The organism is Bacillus halotolerans, assembly GCF_001517105.1.
GTDB lineage: Bacteria > Bacillota > Bacilli > Bacillales > Bacillaceae > Bacillus > Bacillus halotolerans.
Genome location: NZ_LPVF01000010.1, coordinates 274,716 through 295,497, shown reverse-complemented (window position 1 = coordinate 295,497; position 20,782 = coordinate 274,716). Strand labels below are relative to the sequence as shown.

Genomic DNA, 20,782 nt, shown 5'->3' with positions numbered 1-20,782 from the left:
TTAACATTCCATTTAAAGGAGAGACAAACGTTATGAATAAACAGAAAGTCTTCGAAGTATTGATTACTAATATTTGTGAGGTTCTTCCGGAATTGGACGGACACCGTTTTGAGCCTGAAGATCGATTAGCTGATTTAGGGGCTGATTCTGTCGACAGGGCTGAAATTATAACCATGGTGCTTGAGGATTTATCATTAAAAATCCCTCGTGTCGAGCTGTCTGGTGTGAACAACATCGGCGAATTAGCTGAGGTGCTTTATGACAAAGTACAATTCGCCTGAGATTTTGGTGACCGGTGTCGGAGTAACGGCAGCGATCGGCCAAGGGAAAGAGGCTTTTGTTTCTTCGTTATTGTCTGGGAGGCATGCCTTTGAAGTGATGCAGCGCCCTGGCAGACAAAAAGACAGCCGGTTTATTGGAGCTGAAATTCCCTCGTTATCTTATCCGGACCGTCTTTCTAAGAAACTGCTAAGAAAAGCGTCATTTTCCAGCCGAGCTGCTTTGGTTACTCTCTCAGAAGCCTGGGAGGAGGCGAAGTTAGACGATGCTGGTTCCGCACGTATCGGGCTGGTAGCAGGAGGATCGAACTTTCAGCAAAGAGAGACCCTCCAGCTTTATGAGAATTATAGGGACCGCTCTGGTTTCATGTCGCCAGCATATGCATTGTCTTTTATGGATAGCGATCTTTGCGGTCTTTGTACAGAACAGTTTGGAATCACCGGTTTAGCTTATACGGCGGGAGGTGCTTCCGCAAGCGGCCAGTTGGCGGTGATTCAAGCAATTCAGCAAGTCCTGTCAGGAGAGGTTGATATTTGCATCGCACTGGGGGCGTTAATGGATATTTCCTATATGGAATGTGAGGCGCTCAGGGCTTTAGGCGCTATGGGAACGGATAAATATGCTGATGAGCCGGAAAACGCTTGCCGTCCCTTTGACCAGAACAGAGATGGATTTATTTATGGAGAATGCTGCGGCGCATTGGTGATAGAACGAAAAGATACAGCTGTCCGCCGGGGCGTAAAACCCTATGCAGCATTGTCTGGATGGTCAATCAAAGTAGACGGGAACCGAAACCCTGATCCTTCTTTAGAAGGGGAGATCCATGTCATACAAAAGGCATTGGAGCGAGCCGGTCTCACACCTGAAGAAATTGATTACATAAACCCTCATGGCACGGGTTCTTTCATTGGAGATGAAATTGAATTGAAGGCGCTGCATGCTTGCGGTCTTTCTCATGCTTATATAAACGCAACAAAGTCAATAACCGGGCATGGGCTCAGTGCAGCAGGCATTGTTGAGATTATTTCTGTACTGCTTCAAATGAAAGAATCACGCCTGCATCCGAGCCGGAATTTACATGATCCAATTGATCCTTCCTTGCATTGGGTGAAGGATCAATCAATTTCACACGACATAAAAAACGCGTTGAGTTTAAGCATGGGTTTTGGCGGAATGAATACCGCTGTTTGTATACAAAACATTGAAAAATGCGGAGGCGAATCATAAATGGTTTCTGCTGGAATAGAAGCGATGAATGTCTTTGGCGGAACGGCATACCTTGATGTCATGCAATTAGCCAAGTACAGACATTTAGATACTGCTAGATTTGAAAATTTATTAATGAAGGAAAAAGCGGTAGCACTGCCTTACGAAGATCCTGTGACCTTTGGAGTGAATGCGGCTAAACCGATTATTGATTCACTAAGTGACGCAGAGAAGGACAGGATTGAATTGCTGATCACCTGTTCCGAATCTGGGATCGATTTTGGAAAATCATTAAGCACCTATATCCATGAGTATTTAGGGCTCAATCGCAACTGTCGTTTGTTCGAAATAAAACAAGCCTGTTATTCAGGAACTGCCGGATTTCAAATGGCAGTGAATTTTATATTATCCCAGACGTCTCCGGGTGCCAAAGCACTGGTCATCGCCAGTGATATTTCCCGTTTTTTAATCGCTGAAGGCGGAGACGCTTTAAGTGAGGATTGGTCCTATGCCGAACCGAGTGCCGGAGCGGGAGCAGTGGCTGTTTTGATAGGCGAAAATCCCGAGGTGTTTCAAGTTGATCCCGGGGCAAACGGCTATTACGGCTACGAAGTGATGGATACGTGCCGTCCCATTCCCGACAGTGAGGCGGGAGATGCTGACCTGTCTTTAATGTCATATTTGGATTGCTGTGAACAAACGTTCTTGGAATATCAAAAACGTGTACCTGGGGCTCATTATCAAGATACGTTTCAATATCTAGCCTACCATACGCCTTTTGGCGGAATGGTGAAAGGGGCGCACCGGACGATGATGCGTAAGATGGCAAAGGCGAAAACGGCCGAGATAGAAACTGATTTTTTGAAACGGGTACAGCCGGGATTGCTCTACTGCCAAAGGGTCGGAAACATTATGGGAGCCGCATTGCTTCTGGCGTTGGCTAGCACTATTGACAAAGCGCAGCTTGACTCGCCTAAACGAATCGGCTGTTTCTCCTATGGTTCAGGCTGCTGTTCTGAATTTTACAGCGGAATTGCAACGCCTCAAGGCCAACAACGCCAGCGCTTATTTGAAATCGAGAAGCACTTGGACAATCGATATCATCTTTCAATGGATGAGTATGAAACGCTGTTCAAGGGAAGCGGGATGGTCCGGTTCGGAACTCGTAATGTCAAGCTGGATCTTGAGATGATTCCGGGGATATTGCAGTTTCATCAAGAAAAGCCGAGGCTGTTTTTAGAAGAAATTTCTGAGTTTCATCGCAAGTACAGGTGGATGTCGTGACATACCAAACGATTAAGGTCCGGTTTCAAGGGTCAATTTGCTATCTAACCTTTCATCGTCCTGACGCTAATAATACGATCAATGACCAATTAATCGATGAATGTTTACAAGTGATGAATCAATGTGAGACATCTTCCGTTACGGTCATTGTTTTAGAGGGGCTCCCGGAGGTATTTTGTTTCGGAGCGGATTTTCAAGAAATATATCAGGAGATGAAAAGCGGCAGAAAACAAGCGAGTTCTCAAGAACCCCTTTATGATTTGTGGCTGAAATTGCAGACTGGTCCTTTTGTCACCATTTCACATGTGCGGGGAAAAGTAAATGCCGGAGGTCTTGGATTTGTGGCTGCCAGTGATATTGTCATTGCGGATCAAACTGCATCATTCAGTCTGTCCGAGTTGTTATTTGGTCTTTATCCAGCTTGTGTGCCGCCATTTCTGATTCGCAGGATCGGCTATCAAAAAGCGCATTATATGACATTAATGACAAAACCGATTTTTGTTCAGGAAGCCATGGAATGGAGCTTGGTAGATGCCTGTGACGCTCAAAGCGAGGTCCTGCTGAGAAAGCATTTATTGCGCTTGCGGCGGTTAAATAAAAAGGCAATTGCGCGGTATAAACAGTTTATCAATTCATTGGATGACCGCCCACGCCGTACGAAATCCATGGCTTTAACTGAAAATCAAGACATGTTTTCCGACCCTCAAAATCAAATGGGCATCATAAGGTACGTTGAAACGGGGCAGTTCCCTTGGGAGAAGAGCCCGTAAACTGTGTGAAATACATACAATCAGAAACCGTTAGGAGGACATCATGACGCATTCTGTTGTAGAGCTTTTTGAAATCGAGCCCGCTATTATTCAGGTCAAGATGCATGACCGTGCTCATAAAAACGCGTTTTCGCAAGAACTCACAGACGGATTAATTCAAGCGTTCGAATTCATTCGCAATCACCAAAGCTATAAAGCAGTGATTTTAACGGGATACGACAATTATTTTGCTTCAGGCGGAACACAAGAAGGATTGCTGAGAATCCAGCAAGGAATCACCAAGTTTACTGATGATAATCTCTATTCTCTGGCACTTGATTGCAGAATTCCCGTCATTGCTGCCATGCAGGGTCACGGAATTGGGGGCGGCTTTGTCATGGGGCTCTTTGCTGATTTTGTTATTCTGAGCAGGGAGAGCGTGTATACCACTAATTTTATGAAATACGGGTTTACGCCGGGTATGGGAGCCACTTTTATCGTTCCCCAAAAACTCGGGTTCAGCTTGGCGCAGGAGTTATTAATGAATGCGGGCAATTACCGGGGAGCCGATCTCGAAAAAAGAGGAATCCCCTTTAAAGTCCTCCCTCGATCTGAAGTTTTGGAGTATGCTGTGGAGCTGGCGCGTGAGCTGGCGGAAAAACCGAGAAACTCCTTAATTACACTAAAGGACCACTTGGTTGCGCCGCTTCGCGAGCAGCTTCCCAGCGTGATAGAACAGGAGCTCGTTATGCATGAGAAAACATTTCATCAAGACGAAGTCAAAACGAGAATCACAGGTTTGTATGGGAATTAATTGAATTAGAAACGATCGTCGTGTGATACATAAAAATGTGCAGGTGAAATGGAGGCAGCTCTATGAGAAATGATGTGAATACCCGCGGATTAGCTAATCCCTCTGTCAGCTATGGGGAGCCATTACATATATCCGAAGATCAACCGGCTACAATACCCGAGGTTTTATACAAAACTGCAGCGGAGCTTGGAGAAACAAAGGGGATCATTTATCTGCAGCCGGATGGAACTGAGATTCATCAATCTTACGGCCGTTTATGGAAGGATGCGCTGCGTATTGTGAAGGGGCTCCGTCAATCTGGCCTGAGAGCAAAGGACAATGTGATCTTGCAGCTTGGTGACAATTCACAATTTATCCCTGCTTTCTGGGGCTGTGTTTCAACTGGAATTGTTCCGGCTCCTTTAGCTGTTGCCCCGACGTACACAGAGTCGAACAGCGGGACTCAAAAACTGAAAGACGCATGGACACTTCTTGACAGGCCGCCGGTGATTACGAGTCGGGAATTGCTTCAGGAAATGATTGATTGGGCAAAAGAGCAAGAACTTGAAGGTTTTCGCGCCTTGGCTGTCGAGGATCTTTACTGTGATGAGATGGAAACCGACTGGCACCAAGCTCATCCTGAAGATTTGGCGCTTCTGCTGCTGACTTCAGGGAGTACGGGCACTCCCAAAGCAGTCATGCTCAATCACAAAAATATTTTAAGCATGGTGAAAGGCATTATTCAAATGCAAGGTTTTACAAGAGAGGATATCACGTTTAACTGGATGCCGTTTGATCATGTCGGAGGCATCGGGATGCTTCATTTGCGGGATGTTTATCTTGGCTGCCAAGAAATCAACGTCGCAAGTGAAGCGATTTTGATGGAACCTCTAAAATGGCTTGATTGGATTGATCATTACCGTGCTTCTGTTACGTGGGCGCCGAATTTTGCTTTCGGACTGGTCACTGATTTTTCTGATGAAATGAAAAATCGAAACTGGGACCTGTCATCCATGCGCTATATGCTCAATGGCGGTGAAGCGATGGTCGCTAAAGTCGGGCGCAGAATGCTAGAGCTTTTAGAACCTCACGGATTGCCTGCTGATGCGATTCGCCCTGCATGGGGCATGTCCGAAACTTCATCCGGCGTGATTTTCTCTCGTGAGTTTACCCGTGCCGCAACAAGCGATGATGATGGTTTTGTGGAAATAGGCTCCCCGATTCCTGGATTCTCCATGAGGATTGTGGATGACCATAATGAATTGGTTGAGGAAGGCGAGATCGGCCGTTTTCAAGTCTCTGGCCTCTCTGTTACCAGCGGATATTATCGGCGCCCGGATTTGAATGAGAGTGTGTTTACGGAGGATGGCTGGTTTGAAACTGGCGATCTCGGTTTTTTGCGCAGTGGGCGTCTAACCATTACGGGCCGTACGAAAGATGCGATTATTATTAATGGTGTCAATTACTACAGCCATGCGATTGAATCCGCAGTTGAAGAATTAGCGGAAATCGAAACTTCTTATACTGCCGCTTGTGCTGTCCGTGTGAATAACAATACAACGGATCAGCTGGCTATCTTCTTTGTTACTTCCACCCAGATGAATGATGATGAAATTGTTCAGCTTCTTAGAAACATACAGTACCATGTCACACAGACAATCGGTGTGACTCCCGAATTTTTGCTGCCGGTGCATAAAGAAGAGATTCCGAAAACAGCTATAGGAAAGATTCAGCGCACGCAGCTGAAAACGGCATTTGAAAATGGAGAGTTCGACTATTTACTTCACAAACCGAACCGTATAAACGGTGAGGGAGAGACACAGGAAGCAGATGATGCCAAAAGAATAAGAGAAGATATACAGGAATATCTGCTCAGCTGTTTTACTGATGAGCTTCATGTTTCCCGCAATTGGATTGAGCCCAACACCAATATCCAAAGCCTCGGTATTGACTCTATTAAGATGATGAAGCTTATTCGGGCGGTCGAGAAAAAATACCGCATCAGACTCACAGCCAGAGAGTTATATAAGTATCCTGCAATCGAATCACTGGCCAACTATCTGTCAGAAAAAGAAGATTTGCGGAGCAGCCTGTCTGGTGACAAAGACAGCATTGACGCACCCCAATCAGAAGAGGCGGAAAAAAAGCAAGCAGCCTTTCAACCTCTTTCTGAAGTTCAAAAAGGTTTGTGGACATTGCAAAAAATGTCACCTGAAAATAGCGCGTATCACGTACCTCTCTGTTTTCGATTTACGTCAGCGCTTCACCTTGAAACTTTAAAGCAAGCTTTTCACCATGTGCTGAAACAGCATCCGATATTAAAGCATGTGATTCAAGAACAAGACGGAGTGCCTTGCCTCAAAAATGAGCTGGCGCTATCTCTTGATATCAAAACAGAAGACATTTCGGGTATGAAAGAGTCTGACACAACTGCTTATCTAAGAAAACAAGTAAAAGAACCGTTTGTAAAGGAAAACAGCCCGTTAATGCGCGTCCGTGTTTTTTCCAGATCAGAAGAAGAGCACTTTTTGCTTGTGGTTATTCACCATATTATTTTTGACGGGATTTCTTCCCTGACGTTTATTCGCAGTCTTTTTGACAGCTATAAGCTTCTATTAGAAGGACAGGAGCCGAAAGAGTCTGTTTCACCGGCCGTTTATCATGATTTTGCCGCTTGGGAACAGAACATGCTTGCCGGTGAAGACGGCGAGAAACATCGTTCGTACTGGCGGAAACAGCTATCGGGCACATTGCCGAATCTTCAGCTGCCGGCTGTAAGCACCAGTACGTCCGTTTCAGAGTTTAAGGAAGACACATACGCTCGGCGGCTGCCCAGCAGTTTAATGAAGCGTGTCAGATCGTTTGCCAAAGAGCATTCTACAAATGTTTCAACGGTATTGCTGAGCTGCTATATGATGCTGTTAGGCCGTTATTGCGATCAGAAAGAACTGATCGTCGGCATGCCTGCGATGGTGAGACCTGAAGAGCGATTTGATTCCTCTATTGGGCATTTTCTCAATATGCTGCCTATTCGAGGTGAACTGAAAGCGGGAGAAACTTTTTCTGAGTTTGTTTCGAGATTGCAATTCACAATCCTCGACGGACTGGATCATGCGGCTTATCCTTTTCCAAAAATGGTGCGGGATTTGAATATTTCTCGCCAGCAAGCAGGTTCACCTGTTTTTCAGACAGCTTTTTTCTATCAGAATTTTCTTCAAACTGGAAGTTATCAAAGTCTGTTGAGTAAATATAAGGATTCCTTTTCTGTTGATTTCGTTGAGAGTATTCATCAAGAGGGTGAATACGAATTGGTGTTTGAGCTATGGGAAGAAGAAGAGAAAATGGAGCTGAACATCAAATACCATACTGGGCTGTTTGATACCGCTTCTATTTCCGCTATGTTCGATCATTTTGTTTATTTAACAGAACAGGCTGTTGGGAGTCCTTCTCAGTCTTTAAATGAGTATTCTTTATTAACTGACGAAGAGGAACAAATGATTCTCAGAACGTGGAATGCTACTGACAAGAATTATCCACATGCGTGTTTTCATGAGTTATTTGAGCAGCAGGCGAAAAAGACGCCTAATCGGACGGCTGTCAGCTATAAAGGTGAAACATTGACGTATCGGGAGCTTGATGAAAAAAGCACACAGCTGGCCATATATTTGCAGGCGCATGGAGCGGGGCCGGATCGCTTGGCAGGTATCTATGTGGATCGATCGCTGGAAATGATTGTGGGTTTATTGGCGATTCTCAAGGCAGGAGGAGCATATGTGCCGTTAGACCCGTCTTATCCGGCTGAGCGATTGGAATACATGCTGAAGGACAGTGAAGTCTCCATTACACTGACTACTTCCGAATTGGCCAATACTTTAAGCTGGAATGGGATTCAGACAATTTTGTTAGATCAGGACTGGGATGAGATCACTCAAGCCGCTTTTGATCGTCGTGTTCTTTCGCGCACCGTCAAGCCGGAAAACTTGGCTTATGTCATTTATACGTCCGGCAGCACAGGGAAGCCAAAAGGTGTCATGATTCCGCATAAAGCGTTGACAAACTTTCTCGTTTCCATGGGTGAGACGCCTGGTCTTTCATCAGCGGATAGCCTGCTTGCTGTGACAACCTACTGTTTTGATATAGCTGCTTTAGAGCTATATCTCCCTTTGATAAAGGGGGCGCAGTGCCATATTTGCCAAACTGAACATACAAAAGACGTTGAAAAACTGAAGCGCGACATACAAGATATGAGACCGACAATCATGCAAGCAACCCCTGCGACATGGAAAATGCTCTTTTATTCAGGCTGGAAAAATGAAGAGGGAGTCAAGATTCTATGCGGAGGCGAAGCCTTACCTGAAAAGCTAAAGCGGTATTTTCTCAATACGGACAGCGAAGCCTGGAATATGTTCGGACCTACGGAAACAACAGTCTGGTCTGCGGTCCAGTGTGTGAATGAAGAAAGCTCTCATATCACGATAGGCCGGCCTATCGCAAATACCCGGATTTATATTACCGATTCGCAGCTAACGCCTGTCCCGGCTGGTGTCCCGGGAGAGCTTTGCATTGCGGGGGACGGAGTGGCAAAGGGCTATTACAAACAGGGTGAATTGACGAATGAAAGATTTATAGACAGCCCTTTTGAGCCTGGGTCAAAGCTTTATAGAACTGGTGACATGGCACGCTGGCTTCCGGGAGGCAGGATTGAATATATCGGCCGCATCGACAACCAGGTGAAAATACGCGGATTCCGCATTGAGCTTGGCGATATTGAAAGTCGGCTTAATGAACATCCGGCTATTCAGGAAAGCGTCATTCTTGCAGCTGAACAGGACGGAGACGAGAAGCTCGCTGCCTATTATACAGTGAAAGATGCAAATTTATCTCTATCATCAAGGGAGCTGCGGAATTATTTAAAAAACAGTTTACCAGCCTATATGGTGCCTTCTTATTTTACCCAGCTTGACCAAATGCCGTTAACACCGAACGGCAAGATAGACAGAAACACTCTGAAGAAACAAAAAGTGACAGCGAAGCAGCCAAGGCAAGGGAATGTTGCTTCTGTGAAAATACAGGAAACTATTTTATCTATTTGGCAAGATGTACTGAACGTTTATGACATTGAGCAGGAAGACGGATTTTTCGATGTGGGAGGCGATTCGCTTCTCGCTGTTACGGCGTCCGAACGCATCAAGCATGAACTATCCTGTGAGTTTACTGTCACAGACTTGTTTGAATACTCAACGATCAAAGGCATCAGTAAATATATCACTGAACAGCAAATGGCGGATACTGGTTTCTCTTTGACTTTAGCATCAGCGGAAAAGTCAGATAAGCCTATTCACATGCAAAATGTTACTGGTGATCTTCCGGATTATTATGAGGACAGTGTAGCGATTATTGGGATATCGTGTGAATTTCCAGGTGCGAAAAACCATGCTGAGTTTTGGGAGAACCTTAGAGACGGCAAGGAAAGTATTAAATTTTTCAGTACAGAAGAGCTTCGGAGTTTTGGTGTTTCAGAGGAACTGACTGAGAGCTCACGGTATGTCCCGGCTAAATCTTCGATTGAAGGGAAGGACGAGTTCGATCCAAGCTTCTTTCAAATATCACCTAAAGATGCTGAATTTATGGATCCGCAGCTGCGGATGCTCATGACTCACTCCTGGAAAGCGATAGAAGATGCAGGTTACGTGTCCAAACAGATTCCGGAAACGAGTGTTTATATGTCGGCAAGCAATAATTCATATCGCGCGCTCTTGCCAAAAGAAACAACGGAGAGCCTTGAAACGCCGGACGGTTATGTATCGTGGGTGCTTGCACAGAGCGGAACCATTCCGACGATGATTTCTCATAAGCTCGGATTGAAAGGGCCTAGCTATTTCGTTCATGCCAATTGTTCTTCTTCTTTAATCGGATTGCATTCCGCCTATCAAAGCCTGATGTCTGGTGAATCTAATTATGCTTTGGTCGGCGGAGCGACATTGCACACCGAGTCAAATATCGGCTACGTGCATCAGTCAGGTTTGAATTTTTCAAGCGATGGGCATATTAAGGCATTTGATGCCTCTGCCGACGGAATGATTGGCGGTGAGGGCGTTGCCGTTGTATTGCTGAAAAAAGCGGCGGATGCCGTAAAAGACGGCGACCATATCTATGCGTTGTTAAGAGGCATAGGTGTAAATAACGATGGAGCTGATAAAGTCGGTTTTTATGCTCCAAGTGTAAAAGGACAGGCGGACGTGATTCAAAAGGTCATGAATCAAACGAATATTCAGCCTGAATCTATCAGCTATGTGGAAGCGCACGGTACAGGTACGAAGCTTGGAGATCCAATCGAGCTGTCAGCGTTGACGGCAGTTTACAGGCAGTATACAAATAAAAAACAATTTTGCGGAATCGGATCGGTCAAATCCAATATCGGACACGCTGATACGGCCGCCGGGCTGGCAGGCTGCATTAAGGTTGTGATGAGCCTTTACCATAATGAGCTTGCTCCTAGCATCAATTATAAGGAGCCTAATCCAAATACAGACTTAGCTCATTCTCCTTTTTACGTCGTCGATCAAAAGAAAGCATTGAGTAATGAAATAAAAACGCACAGGGCTGCACTTAGTTCGTTCGGGCTTGGCGGGACAAACACTCATGCGATTTTCGAGCAATACAAAACAGTTTCTGCTGATCAGAAACAAACAGGGGCCTGCATCATTCCGATATCGGCAAAAAATAAAGAGCGGCTGCATGAGTATGTACATGGCATTCTGGTTCATTTGGAAAGAAGAGGGCTTGAAAGCGGCCGTCTGGCTGATTTTGCTTATACCCTTCAGGTCGGGCGAGAAGCAATGGAATATCGGGTTGCCTTTATCGCTGATCATGTGGATGAGTTAAAACAAAGGCTGGCTGATTTTATCAATGGAAATTCATCAATAGAAGGCTGTTATCAAGGAGAGAAGCAGCAAGCCAAGGATGTTTCATGGCTGACAGAGGATGAAGACAGCGCGGACCTGATTGGGAAGTGGATCGCAAAAGGAAAAGTGAACAAGCTGGCGGAGATATGGAGTAAAGGAGCGCATATTGATTGGCTACAGCTTTACAAAGATGTGCGTCCAAACAGAATGAGTTTGCCGACATATCCTTTTGCAAAGGAACGATACTGGGCATCACAGGATGATCACAAACTTTCGGGAAGAATGTCCGCTAAACAGACAGGCGTCAGTGCATTGCATCCGCTGCTTCATCAAAATACGTCAGACTTTTCTGAGCAGAGATTCAGTTCAGTTTTTACAGGTGAGGAATTCTTTCTGACAGATCATGTGGTGAGAGGGAAGCCGGTGCTCCCTGGGGTTGCCTACCTTGAAATGGCGCAAATGGCTGTAAACAAGGCGGCAGGCAGCACGAACGAACAGGATGTCAGAATCAAATTGAATCACGCCGTTTGGGTTCAGCCTGTAGTGGTCGAGAGTCAGCCGGTTCGTGTGCATATCAGTCTCTTTCCAGAAGAGGATGGGAAAATCACATATGACATTTACAGTACCGGAGAAGGGTCAGACTCAGCCATACACAGTCAAGGCAGTGCGGAACTGATAACTGCAGCAGAAAAGCCGGCTTGGGATCTTGGTGAATTACAGCGCCGCTGCAGCCGGAAGGAGCTTTCGCCTCACCAATTTTACGAGGAAGGCAGAAGCAGAGGAATGTTTCATGGTCCGGCATTCCAAGGAATTCAGAAAGTGAATATCGGAAACAGAGAGGTTTTGGCACGATTGCAGCTGCCAGCATCTGTTTCTGACACACAGGAACGTTTTGTGCTGCATCCAAGTATGATGGACTCCGCTGTTCAGGCCGCCACAATCTGTATCATGCAGGAATTTACTGAGCAAAAATTGATTTTGCCGTTTGCGCTTGAAGAACTTGAAGTGATCAAAGGATGTACGTCTGCGATGTGGGCATATGCCCGGTTAAGTGACGGTGATCACGGCGGGGATATGGTGCAGAAAGCGGATATCGATTTGTTTGACGAGACTGGGGACGTATGCGTAAGGATGAAGGGATTTTCAACAAGAGTATTGGAAGGAGAAGTTCATTCGCCAAAACACTCAGTTACACATGAGCGGTTAATGCTCGAGCCGATTTGGAATAAGTGTGAGGTGAGCGATAAAGAGGTGACATCTTACGGAGAGCATCTCGTTGTCTTCTGTGAAACCGAACGAAAGGTCAGCGACGGCATTGCATCCCGCATGCAGAATGTGCATGTCATTACTTTGAATGAAACTGAGGGGAATATCGCTGAACGTTTTCAAAGCTATACACAGCAGGTTTTTGAACTCATACAAAAGAAAATTCGCTCTAAAACTAATCTGATCATTCAAGTGATTGTGCCGGGGAAAGGCGAGAAGCATTTGTTTGCGGGTATGTCCGGATTACTCAAAACAGCAGAATTGGAGTACAGCAAACTTACAGCTCAGGTCATTGAGGTCGAGAATCCGGAAGAGATCATTGGCCTTCATCAAAAGCTGATAGACGACAGTCAGAGGCCTGATGACAAACAGATCAAATATGAAGCTGGAGACCGCTTTGTCAAAGGCTGGCGTGAAATAGTGCGTCCGGCAGCTGCTGAGCTTCATATGCCATGGAAGGATAATGGCGTTTACCTTATCACGGGCGGAGCGGGGAGCTTAGGGCTTTTGTTTGCAAAAGAAATTGCCAATCGAGCCGTTCATCCGGCCATCATTCTTACGGGACGCTCAGTCTTAAATGAGCATAAGGAGCAGGAGCTTGAGGCTCTCCGAAAGTTGGGTGCAGAGGTTATCTATAAACAGGCTGATGTTGGAGATCAAAAGGCGGTCTCACGGCTCATGGATGAAATCAAAGAGACGTACGGCCATCTCAATGGAATTCTTCACGGTGCAGGCATCATAAAAGATCACTTCATTGTGCATAAAACAAATAAAGAGTTTCAAGAAGTGTTACAGCCAAAAGTGAACGGTTTGTTTTATCTGGATGAATGCAGCAAAGATTGGCAGTTGGACTTTTTCATCTTGTTTTCATCTGTGTCCGGTTGTTTAGGAAACACTGGACAAGCAGACTATGCAGCAGCCAATACATTTATGGATGCATTTGCCGCGTACAGAAACGCGCTTGCCATGTCTAAGAAGCGGAACGGCACAACCATTTCCTTCAACTGGCCGTTATGGAAAGAGGGCGGTATGCAAGTTGATGCTGAAATTGAAAAGAGTATGTTGAAAAACGCAGGAATGGTCCCGATGCAAAGTGATCACGGCATTAAAGCCCTTTATCAAGGAATCGCTTCAGAAAAACAGCAAGTCTTCGTGATGGAAGGTCAGCTTGCGAAAATGAAGCAAAAATTGCTCTCTTCCGGGTCTAAAATCAAACGGATGGATCATAAAAGCGCAGATAAACATAACAGCCAAACCCGTAAATTGGAACAGTCTTTCATCCAGATGGTCGGAGAGATTTTAAAAGTAAACACTGAAGATATTGATATCAATACAGAACTCAGCGAGTACGGATTCGATTCGGTTACGTTTACTGTATTTACAAACCGGATTAATGAAGTATACCGATTGGAGTTAGCGCCGACCATTTTCTTCGAATATGGAAGCATACGAAGCTTGACTGAATATGTAATGTCTGAGTATCAGGATGAATGGCTGCGTCAAGGTGTAGCCGTCAGCGGGACTGATGAACCATCCAACTCTTTACCTGCTGCAGACAGCCTGCAAGCTTCATTGAGTCACATGGTCAGCGTCATTTTAAAAGTGAACGTTGAAGATATCGATATCAATACAGAACTGAGTGAGTATGGCTTTGATTCAGTTTCATTCACTGTATTTACGAATCAGATTAATGAAGCATATCAATTGGAATTGACGCCGACCATTTTCTTTGAATATGGAAGGATTCAAAGTTTGGCTGACTATCTGATAGATGAATACAAGGAAGCCTTTGCTGAGGAGAACGTAATATCATCGGTTCCTGAAAAAGATGAAGAAACAGCTCCTGCGGCTCCAAGCATGACAAAGAGGAGAAAACAGCGCTTTAAACAGACTGTTATGCCAAAAGAGGAAAGAAACACAAAACAGACTGCCGATTATGAGCCGATCGCCATTGTCGGCATCAGCGGCCGATTCCCTGGAGCCAATGACATAGATGAATTCTGGAGAAATCTTGAGGAAGGCAAAGACAGTATCACGGAAGTCCCGAAAGACCGTTGGGATTGGCGGGAGCATTATGGAAATCCTGATTCAGAAGCCAATAAGACTGACATCAAATGGGGCGGATTTATTGATGGTGTAGCAGAATTTGATCCGTTGTTTTTTGGGATATCACCCCGTGAAGCCCATTATGTAGATCCTCAACAGAGGCTGTTAATGGAATATGCATGGAAGGTGATAGAAGATGCCGGATGCTCGCCGCAGAGCCTTTCAGGTACAGGGACAGGCATCTTTATCGGCACAGGAAATACAGGATATAAAGATTTATTTAATAAAGAAAATCTGCCGATTGAAGGTCATGCCGCAACAGGCCATATGATTCCTTCGGTCGGTCCGAATAGAATGAGTTATTTCTTAAATACCCATGGTCCAAGTGAACCGGTAGAAACGGCTTGTTCAAGCTCGCTTGTTGCGATTCACCGTGCTGTGACTGCTATGCAAAGCGGCGACTGTGAGATGGCAATCGCAGGAGGCGTGAACACGATATTAACCGAGGAGGCGCACATTAGCTACAGCAAAGCTGGCATGCTGAGCAAAGACGGTAGATGTAAAACATTCTCTGCTGATGCGAATGGTTATGTCAGAGGAGAAGGTGTCGGAATGGTCATGCTGAAAAAGCTGGCAGATGCTGAGCGCGATGGGAATCATATTTACGGCGTCATTCGGGGTACGGCAGAAAATCACGGAGGAAGAGCCAATACTCTGACATCGCCTAATCCGAAAGCGCAAGCTGATTTGCTGGTGCGTGCATATCGCCGGGCAGGCATAGATCCGAGTACAGTCACATATATCGAAGCGCACGGAACGGGGACTGAATTGGGAGATCCGATAGAAATAAACGGGCTGAAAGCCGCGTTTAAAGAACTGTCTAATATGGATGAGCACATACAGCCGGAAGTTCCGGATCATCGATGCGGGATCGGCTCAGTTAAAAGCAATATCGGTCATTTGGAGCTGGCAGCGGGTATTTCAGGCCTGATTAAGGTACTGCTGCAGATGAAGCATAAAACCTTGGCCAAAAGTCTGCATTGCGATACGCTCAATCCTTACCTGCAGCTTACTGACAGTCCATTTTACATTGTTCAAGAAAAAGAGGAATGGAAAGCTGTCAAAGACCGGAACGGAAACGAAATCCCGCGCCGGGCAGGAATAAGTTCTTTTGGGATTGGCGGAGTAAACGCCCATATTGTGATTGAAGAATACATTCCAAAAGCAGGTTCCCGACATGCGCTTACTGAACATCCGAACATTATTGTGCTGTCGGCTAAAAATAAACAAAGGCTAATGGATCGGGCTGCACAATTGCTGGGTGCCATTCGTGACAAAAAGTATACAGATCAAGATCTGCACCGCATCGCCTACACGCTTCAAGTCGGGCGGGAAGAAATGGATGAACGTATGGCTTGTATTGCGGGCACAATGCAGGAGCTTGAAGAAAAACTGCAAGCGTATGTTGACAGCAAGGAAGGGACTGAAGGGCTCTTCCGCGGACAGGCGAATCGAAACAAAGAAGCGTTGGCCCTTTTTTCTGCCGATGAGGACTTGGCGATGGCTATTGAGGCTTGGATCAGAAAAAGGAAATACGCCAAGCTCGCGGATTTATGGGTCAAAGGTGTCGCGGTCAATTGGGCTAAACTGTATGACGAGGCGGCCAAACCGCGTCTGATGAGCCTTCCTTCATACCCGTTTGCGAAGGATTACTATTGGCTTCCGGCAGAGGAACGTCTTTCAGAACCGGACAACATAGAGTTCGTTGATCAAAGTGAAAAGCGCACCTCATGTGTTTTGACAAAACAATGGAGCGCAAGTCCGATTGCCACAAAAACGCCGGGGACAAGGGCTGTTGCGATTCTCAGCAATGAAGAGACGGCAGACTTGGCAGCTGAAGTATCAAAGCATTTCCCGAAACATCTTATATTAAATGTGAGCCGGATTGACAATGAACAGTTAAGTAATGATTGGAAACAGTTTGACGGCCTTGTGGATTTAATCGGTTGCGGCGGACACGAGGAAGAACAGCTACATTGGATTAGCTGGATTCAAAGGCTGGTTGAAGACGGGCATAAAGAGGGAATCATGCTGCTTTGTGTGACGAAAGGGCTGGAATCATTCCAAAACCCTTCCGTGCAGATGACAGGAGCCTCCCGTGCTGGCTTGTATCGTATGCTTCAAAGCGAATACAGCCATTTGAGATCAAGGCATATGGATGCGGAAGACTCTGTTCATCCTCATATTCTCGCGAAGCAGATCGCTGAGGAGTTTTATTCCGATACTGAGGAGACAGAGGTTTGCTACAGAGAGGGCTTGAGGTACCAGGCATACTTAAAAGCGCATCCGGTAACCTGGAAAGGAATCGAAGAGCGACAGACCTTCCCGGAAGAACATGTGCTTCTCATTACAGGCGGGACAAGAGGAATCGGACTATTAAGCGCCCGGCATTTTGCGGAACACTATGGAGTCAAAAAGCTGGTTTTGACAGGACGTGAGCAGCTTCCTCCGCGAGAGGAATGGGCTCATGCTGAGACATTAAATACCTCTGCGGCGCAGAAAATTCAAGCGGTGCGGGAGCTGGAGGCACAAGGCATACAAGTTCAAATGCTGTCACTCTCTTTGTCTGATGAGACACAAGTACAGCAAGCCTTACATGAAATCAATCAAACAATGGGGCCAATTGGCGGAGTCATTCATTGTGCAGGAATAACGGACATGGATACCTTGGCGTTTATCCGCAAAACAGCTGATGATATGCAGCAGGTACTGGAGCCAAAGGTGTCGGGGCTTACAACCCTATATCGCTATGTAAGTCATGAGCCACTACAGTTTTTTGTATTATTTTCTTCTGTTTCGGCCATTATTCCGGCACTTTCGGCTGGACAAGCTGATTATGCCATGGCTAACAGCTATATGGATTATTTTGCAGAAGCACATAAGGAAAGTGCGCCAATCTTCAGCATTCAGTGGCCGAATTGGAAAGAAACCGGTATGGGAGAAGTGACAAATCAAGCATATCGAGAAAGCGGCTTGCTGAGCATTACGAATTCAGAGGGCTTGCGTTTTCTGGATCAAATCTTATCCGGGACCTTGCAGCCGGTTGTCCTCCCTGCTATCACGAATCAGGAAAATTGGAAGCCAGACCGGCTGATGGAGCGGCGGATCCGGCAAGAATCTGGATTGAAAGAAGAAGCTTTGCTAATATCACAACCTGAAAAAATCGGGAAAAGCGAAGAGCCTGCTAAACATGAGCTGCTTTTAGATGAAACGCGGACATGGCTTGTTGCTTTGTTTTCTGAAGAGCTCAGAATCGAACGCGAACACCTGGAAATTGATGATCTATTTCAGGATTATGGTGTAGATTCTATTATCTTGGCACAGCTGCTCCAGCGTATTAATCGAAAGTTAGACGCAGCGCTCGATCCATCTATTCTTTATGAATATCCAACAATTCAGCGCTTTGCTGATTGGCTTGTAGGATCTTATGCCGAATCCTTGACTGCTCTGTTTGGAGACAAGATAGCGGAAAATGCGGAAGCATCTTCGGCAAATAGAACTGAGACAGTCACACCTCACCCTGCGGAGGATCCAGCTTCTGTCAGCAAAAGACAGGTGCCGGTGTCCTCGTCACCGAGTTCTTATGCAGAGGATGATATCGCCGTTGTCGGATTATCTTGCCGCTTTCCGGGGGCGGATACACTGGAATCATATTGGTCGTTATTATCTGAGGGACGCTCGTCAATCGGACCGGTTCCAGAAGAGCGCTGGGGTTATCAGTCACCGTATTATGCCGGAGTCATTGACCACATCAGCCATTTCGATCCTGATTTCTTCCTGCTCCATGAAGAGGATGTAAAGGCGATGGACCCGCAAGCGTTATTGGTATTGGAAGAATGTTTGAAACTTTGGTATCACGCCGGATATACACCAGATGAAATAAAGGGTGAATCCATCGGTGTCTATCTTGGAGGCAGAAGCCAGCACAAGCCTGATGAAGAGAGTCTTCTTCATGCGAAGAATCCTATCGTGACAGTCGGCCAGAATTATGTAGCGGCAAATATTTCACAGTTTTTTGATGTTCGCGGCCCGAGTGTTGTGTTAGATACAGCATGTTCATCAGCTTTAGTCGGCATGAACATGGCTATTCAGGCCTTACACAGCGGGGATATGAAAGCTGCTGTAGTGGGCGGTGTCAGCTTGCTTGGTTCAGACGCCTCTCACCGGCTGTTTGAGCAGCGCGGCATTTTAAGTAAGCATTCATCCTTCCATGTGTTTGATGAGCGTGCTGATGGCGTTGTTTTAGGTGAGGGTGTCGGAATGGTTCTGTTAAAAACGGTAAAACAGGCCATACAAGACGGAGATACCATTTATGCTGTGGTCAAAGCGGCCTCGGTCAATAATGACGGAAGAACCGCAGGGCCGGCAACACCTAATTTGGAGGCGCAAAAGGAAGTCATGAAGGCTGCGCTTGCCAAAAGCGGAAAACAGCCAGAGGACATCAGCTATCTTGAAGCAAACGGATCAGGTTCAATGGTAACCGATCTGCTTGAGCTTAAAGCGATACAATCCGTGTACCGTTCAGGGAACGCAAATCCCCTTTCGCTCGGATCAATCAAGCCGAATATCGGACACCCGCTTTGTGCTGAAGGAATCGCAAGTTTTATCAAGGTTGTTCTGATGATGGAAGAGCGCAGTGTTGTTCCATTTTTATCAGGTGATCAAGAGATGTCACATTTCGATAAGCAGAAAGCGAATCTCACGTTCAGCCGATCGCTGGAAAAATGGACAGAACCGCTGCCTGCTGCGGCCATTAACTGCTTTGCCGATGGGGGGACAAACGCCCATGTCATTTTAGAGGCGTGGGATGAAGATAAACAACGTGTGATTAAGCGTAGTCCAATATCGCCTCCTGAATTAAAGAAACGGGTGTTTTCGGCTGGCTCGTCAAAGCCGGAAGAGGAGACCTTAAAAATGGGCACAGCAAACATATGGGATACTTATGAAGTGGAGGTCTAACGTGAAAAATATAACGAAGCAACTCACTCTATCGTTAAAAAATCCGTTTATTTATCACCATGTGGTTTACGGACAACATGTTCTTCCGGGTTTGGCTTATATTGATATGATTTACCAGATATTCAGAGAACACGGCTATTCCTTCTCAGAGCTTCAGCTGCGGAACTTATCCATTTACCAGCCGTTGACTGCTAGACAGGATTCGGTAACTATGCTCGATATCGATTGCACAGAGAAAAATGAAGGGCATTGGCAAATATCAGTTAAAGGCTTCGAAAAACGCCGTGATAAAGAAGCGTCAGATGAAAAGCTCTATATGAAGGCTGATATGCACACCGACGTGCCGGCAGTGTTTGAAGAAACACTGGAGCTCAATCACCTCAAAGCAACTTCGGACACAATTGTCCAGCTCGATGATGTGTATGAACAGTGCAGACGTCAGGAACTTGTGCATAGCGGATATATGAAAGCGAATGGACATATTTATGAAGAGGAAGAAGGTGTGCTCCTTGATCTTTCTCTTGGCTCCGAAGCCATGCTTCATGCAGAAGGCTTTATGTTTCATCCGGCTCTCATTGATGGGAGCGGAGTGGGAGCCAACAATTTGCTTACATCCTTGCTTAAAGGGGAACAGAGGCTGTTTTTGCCTCTGTTCTATGAATCCTTTTCTGCTTCAGCCCTTTTGCAGACGCATTGCATGACAAGAATTAAGCGTTCATCTGTCCGTCAGGAAAAAGAGCTCATTTATGTAACGCTTGAATTTTTTAATGCTTCGGGAGAAAAGGTGGCTGAACTGAAAAACTTCACAAGTAAATTAGTGCGTGAAGCAGAGCTTATTCATGGAGGCCGCAAGGATTTGCCTCAAAGCCAGGAGGCGAGAAAAGATACAGCCGAACTTTCGCAGGCTGCAGAAGGAATCAAAGAGGTGTCTTCGTCAGCCGAGAGTACGGGGACATACGAGGCAGCTGAACAATTCGTCAGCCAATTAATCGCAGACAAAATCAATAAGCCGGTCGAACAGATTGAAAAGCAGGTCGGCTATTATCAAATGGGCCTGAATTCTTCCGGGTTGCTTGAAGTGGTAGAAACCATCAGTGACAAAATTGGTGAGAGCCTTTCACCGACGCTCCTGTTTGAGCATACCACGATTGCGGAGCTGTCAGCGTTTCTTGCCCAGGAGTACGGTGAGCATTTTACCGCCTCTCATTCTATTGATCAGAATGAACAAAAGCGTG

The 20,782-nt window shown here is 45.9% G+C and carries 7 protein-coding genes (1 of these 7 running past the window's edge); all 7 read left to right on the top strand.

Annotated elements, in window-relative coordinates; genetic code table 11:
* Positions 1-32: 32 nt before the first annotated feature.
* A complete protein-coding gene (locus AU387_RS11880) occupies positions 33-281 on the top strand; it encodes an acyl carrier protein (protein WP_059293196.1) in 249 nt (82 codons plus the stop codon).
* Positions 259-1,506, top strand: coding sequence for a beta-ketoacyl synthase N-terminal-like domain-containing protein (locus AU387_RS11875; RefSeq protein WP_059292745.1), 1,248 nt, complete (start codon positions 259-261; stop codon positions 1,504-1,506). Before AU387_RS11880 ends, AU387_RS11875 begins: the two co-directional genes overlap by 23 nt.
* Positions 1,507-2,769, top strand: a complete 1,263-nt coding sequence (locus AU387_RS11870) for a hydroxymethylglutaryl-CoA synthase family protein (protein WP_059292744.1) — start codon at positions 1,507-1,509, stop codon at positions 2,767-2,769.
* Positions 2,757-3,539 carry an enoyl-CoA hydratase/isomerase gene (locus AU387_RS11865; RefSeq protein WP_082687896.1) on the top strand — a complete coding sequence of 261 codons (783 nt, stop codon included), beginning with the start codon at positions 2,757-2,759 and terminating at the stop codon, positions 3,537-3,539. Before AU387_RS11870 ends, AU387_RS11865 begins: the two co-directional genes overlap by 13 nt.
* A 43-nt stretch (positions 3,540-3,582) precedes the next feature.
* The gene (locus tag AU387_RS11860) at positions 3,583-4,332 is read left to right on the top strand and encodes a polyketide synthase (RefSeq protein WP_059292742.1); all 750 of its coding nucleotides are present in this window, start codon (positions 3,583-3,585) and stop codon (positions 4,330-4,332) included.
* A gap of 62 nt (positions 4,333-4,394) precedes the next feature.
* The gene (locus AU387_RS11855; protein ID WP_059335769.1) at positions 4,395-19,547 is read left to right on the top strand and encodes a non-ribosomal peptide synthetase; all 15,153 of its coding nucleotides are present in this window, start codon (positions 4,395-4,397) and stop codon (positions 19,545-19,547) included.
* Positions 19,531-20,782, top strand: the beginning of a protein-coding gene (locus AU387_RS11850) for a type I polyketide synthase (RefSeq protein ID WP_082687895.1). The gene runs 12,482 nt beyond the window's last position; only the first 1,252 of its 13,734 coding nucleotides appear in the window; it begins with the start codon at positions 19,531-19,533; the stop codon falls past the right edge of the window. Before AU387_RS11855 ends, AU387_RS11850 begins: the two co-directional genes overlap by 17 nt.

What these genes read in the sequence shown, in the direction of transcription:
- AU387_RS11875 (WP_059292745.1), top strand. Translation starts at nt 259, where the DNA reads ATGACAAAGTACAATTCGCCTGAGATTTTGGTGACCGGTGTCGGAGTA.
- AU387_RS11870 (WP_059292744.1), top strand. Translation starts at nt 1,507, where the DNA reads ATGGTTTCTGCTGGAATAGAAGCGATGAATGTCTTTGGCGGAACGGCA.
- AU387_RS11860 (WP_059292742.1), top strand. Translation starts at nt 3,583, where the DNA reads ATGACGCATTCTGTTGTAGAGCTTTTTGAAATCGAGCCCGCTATTATT.
- AU387_RS11855 (WP_059335769.1), top strand. Translation starts at nt 4,395, where the DNA reads ATGAGAAATGATGTGAATACCCGCGGATTAGCTAATCCCTCTGTCAGC.
- AU387_RS11880 (WP_059293196.1), top strand. Translation starts at nt 33, where the DNA reads ATGAATAAACAGAAAGTCTTCGAAGTATTGATTACTAATATTTGTGAG.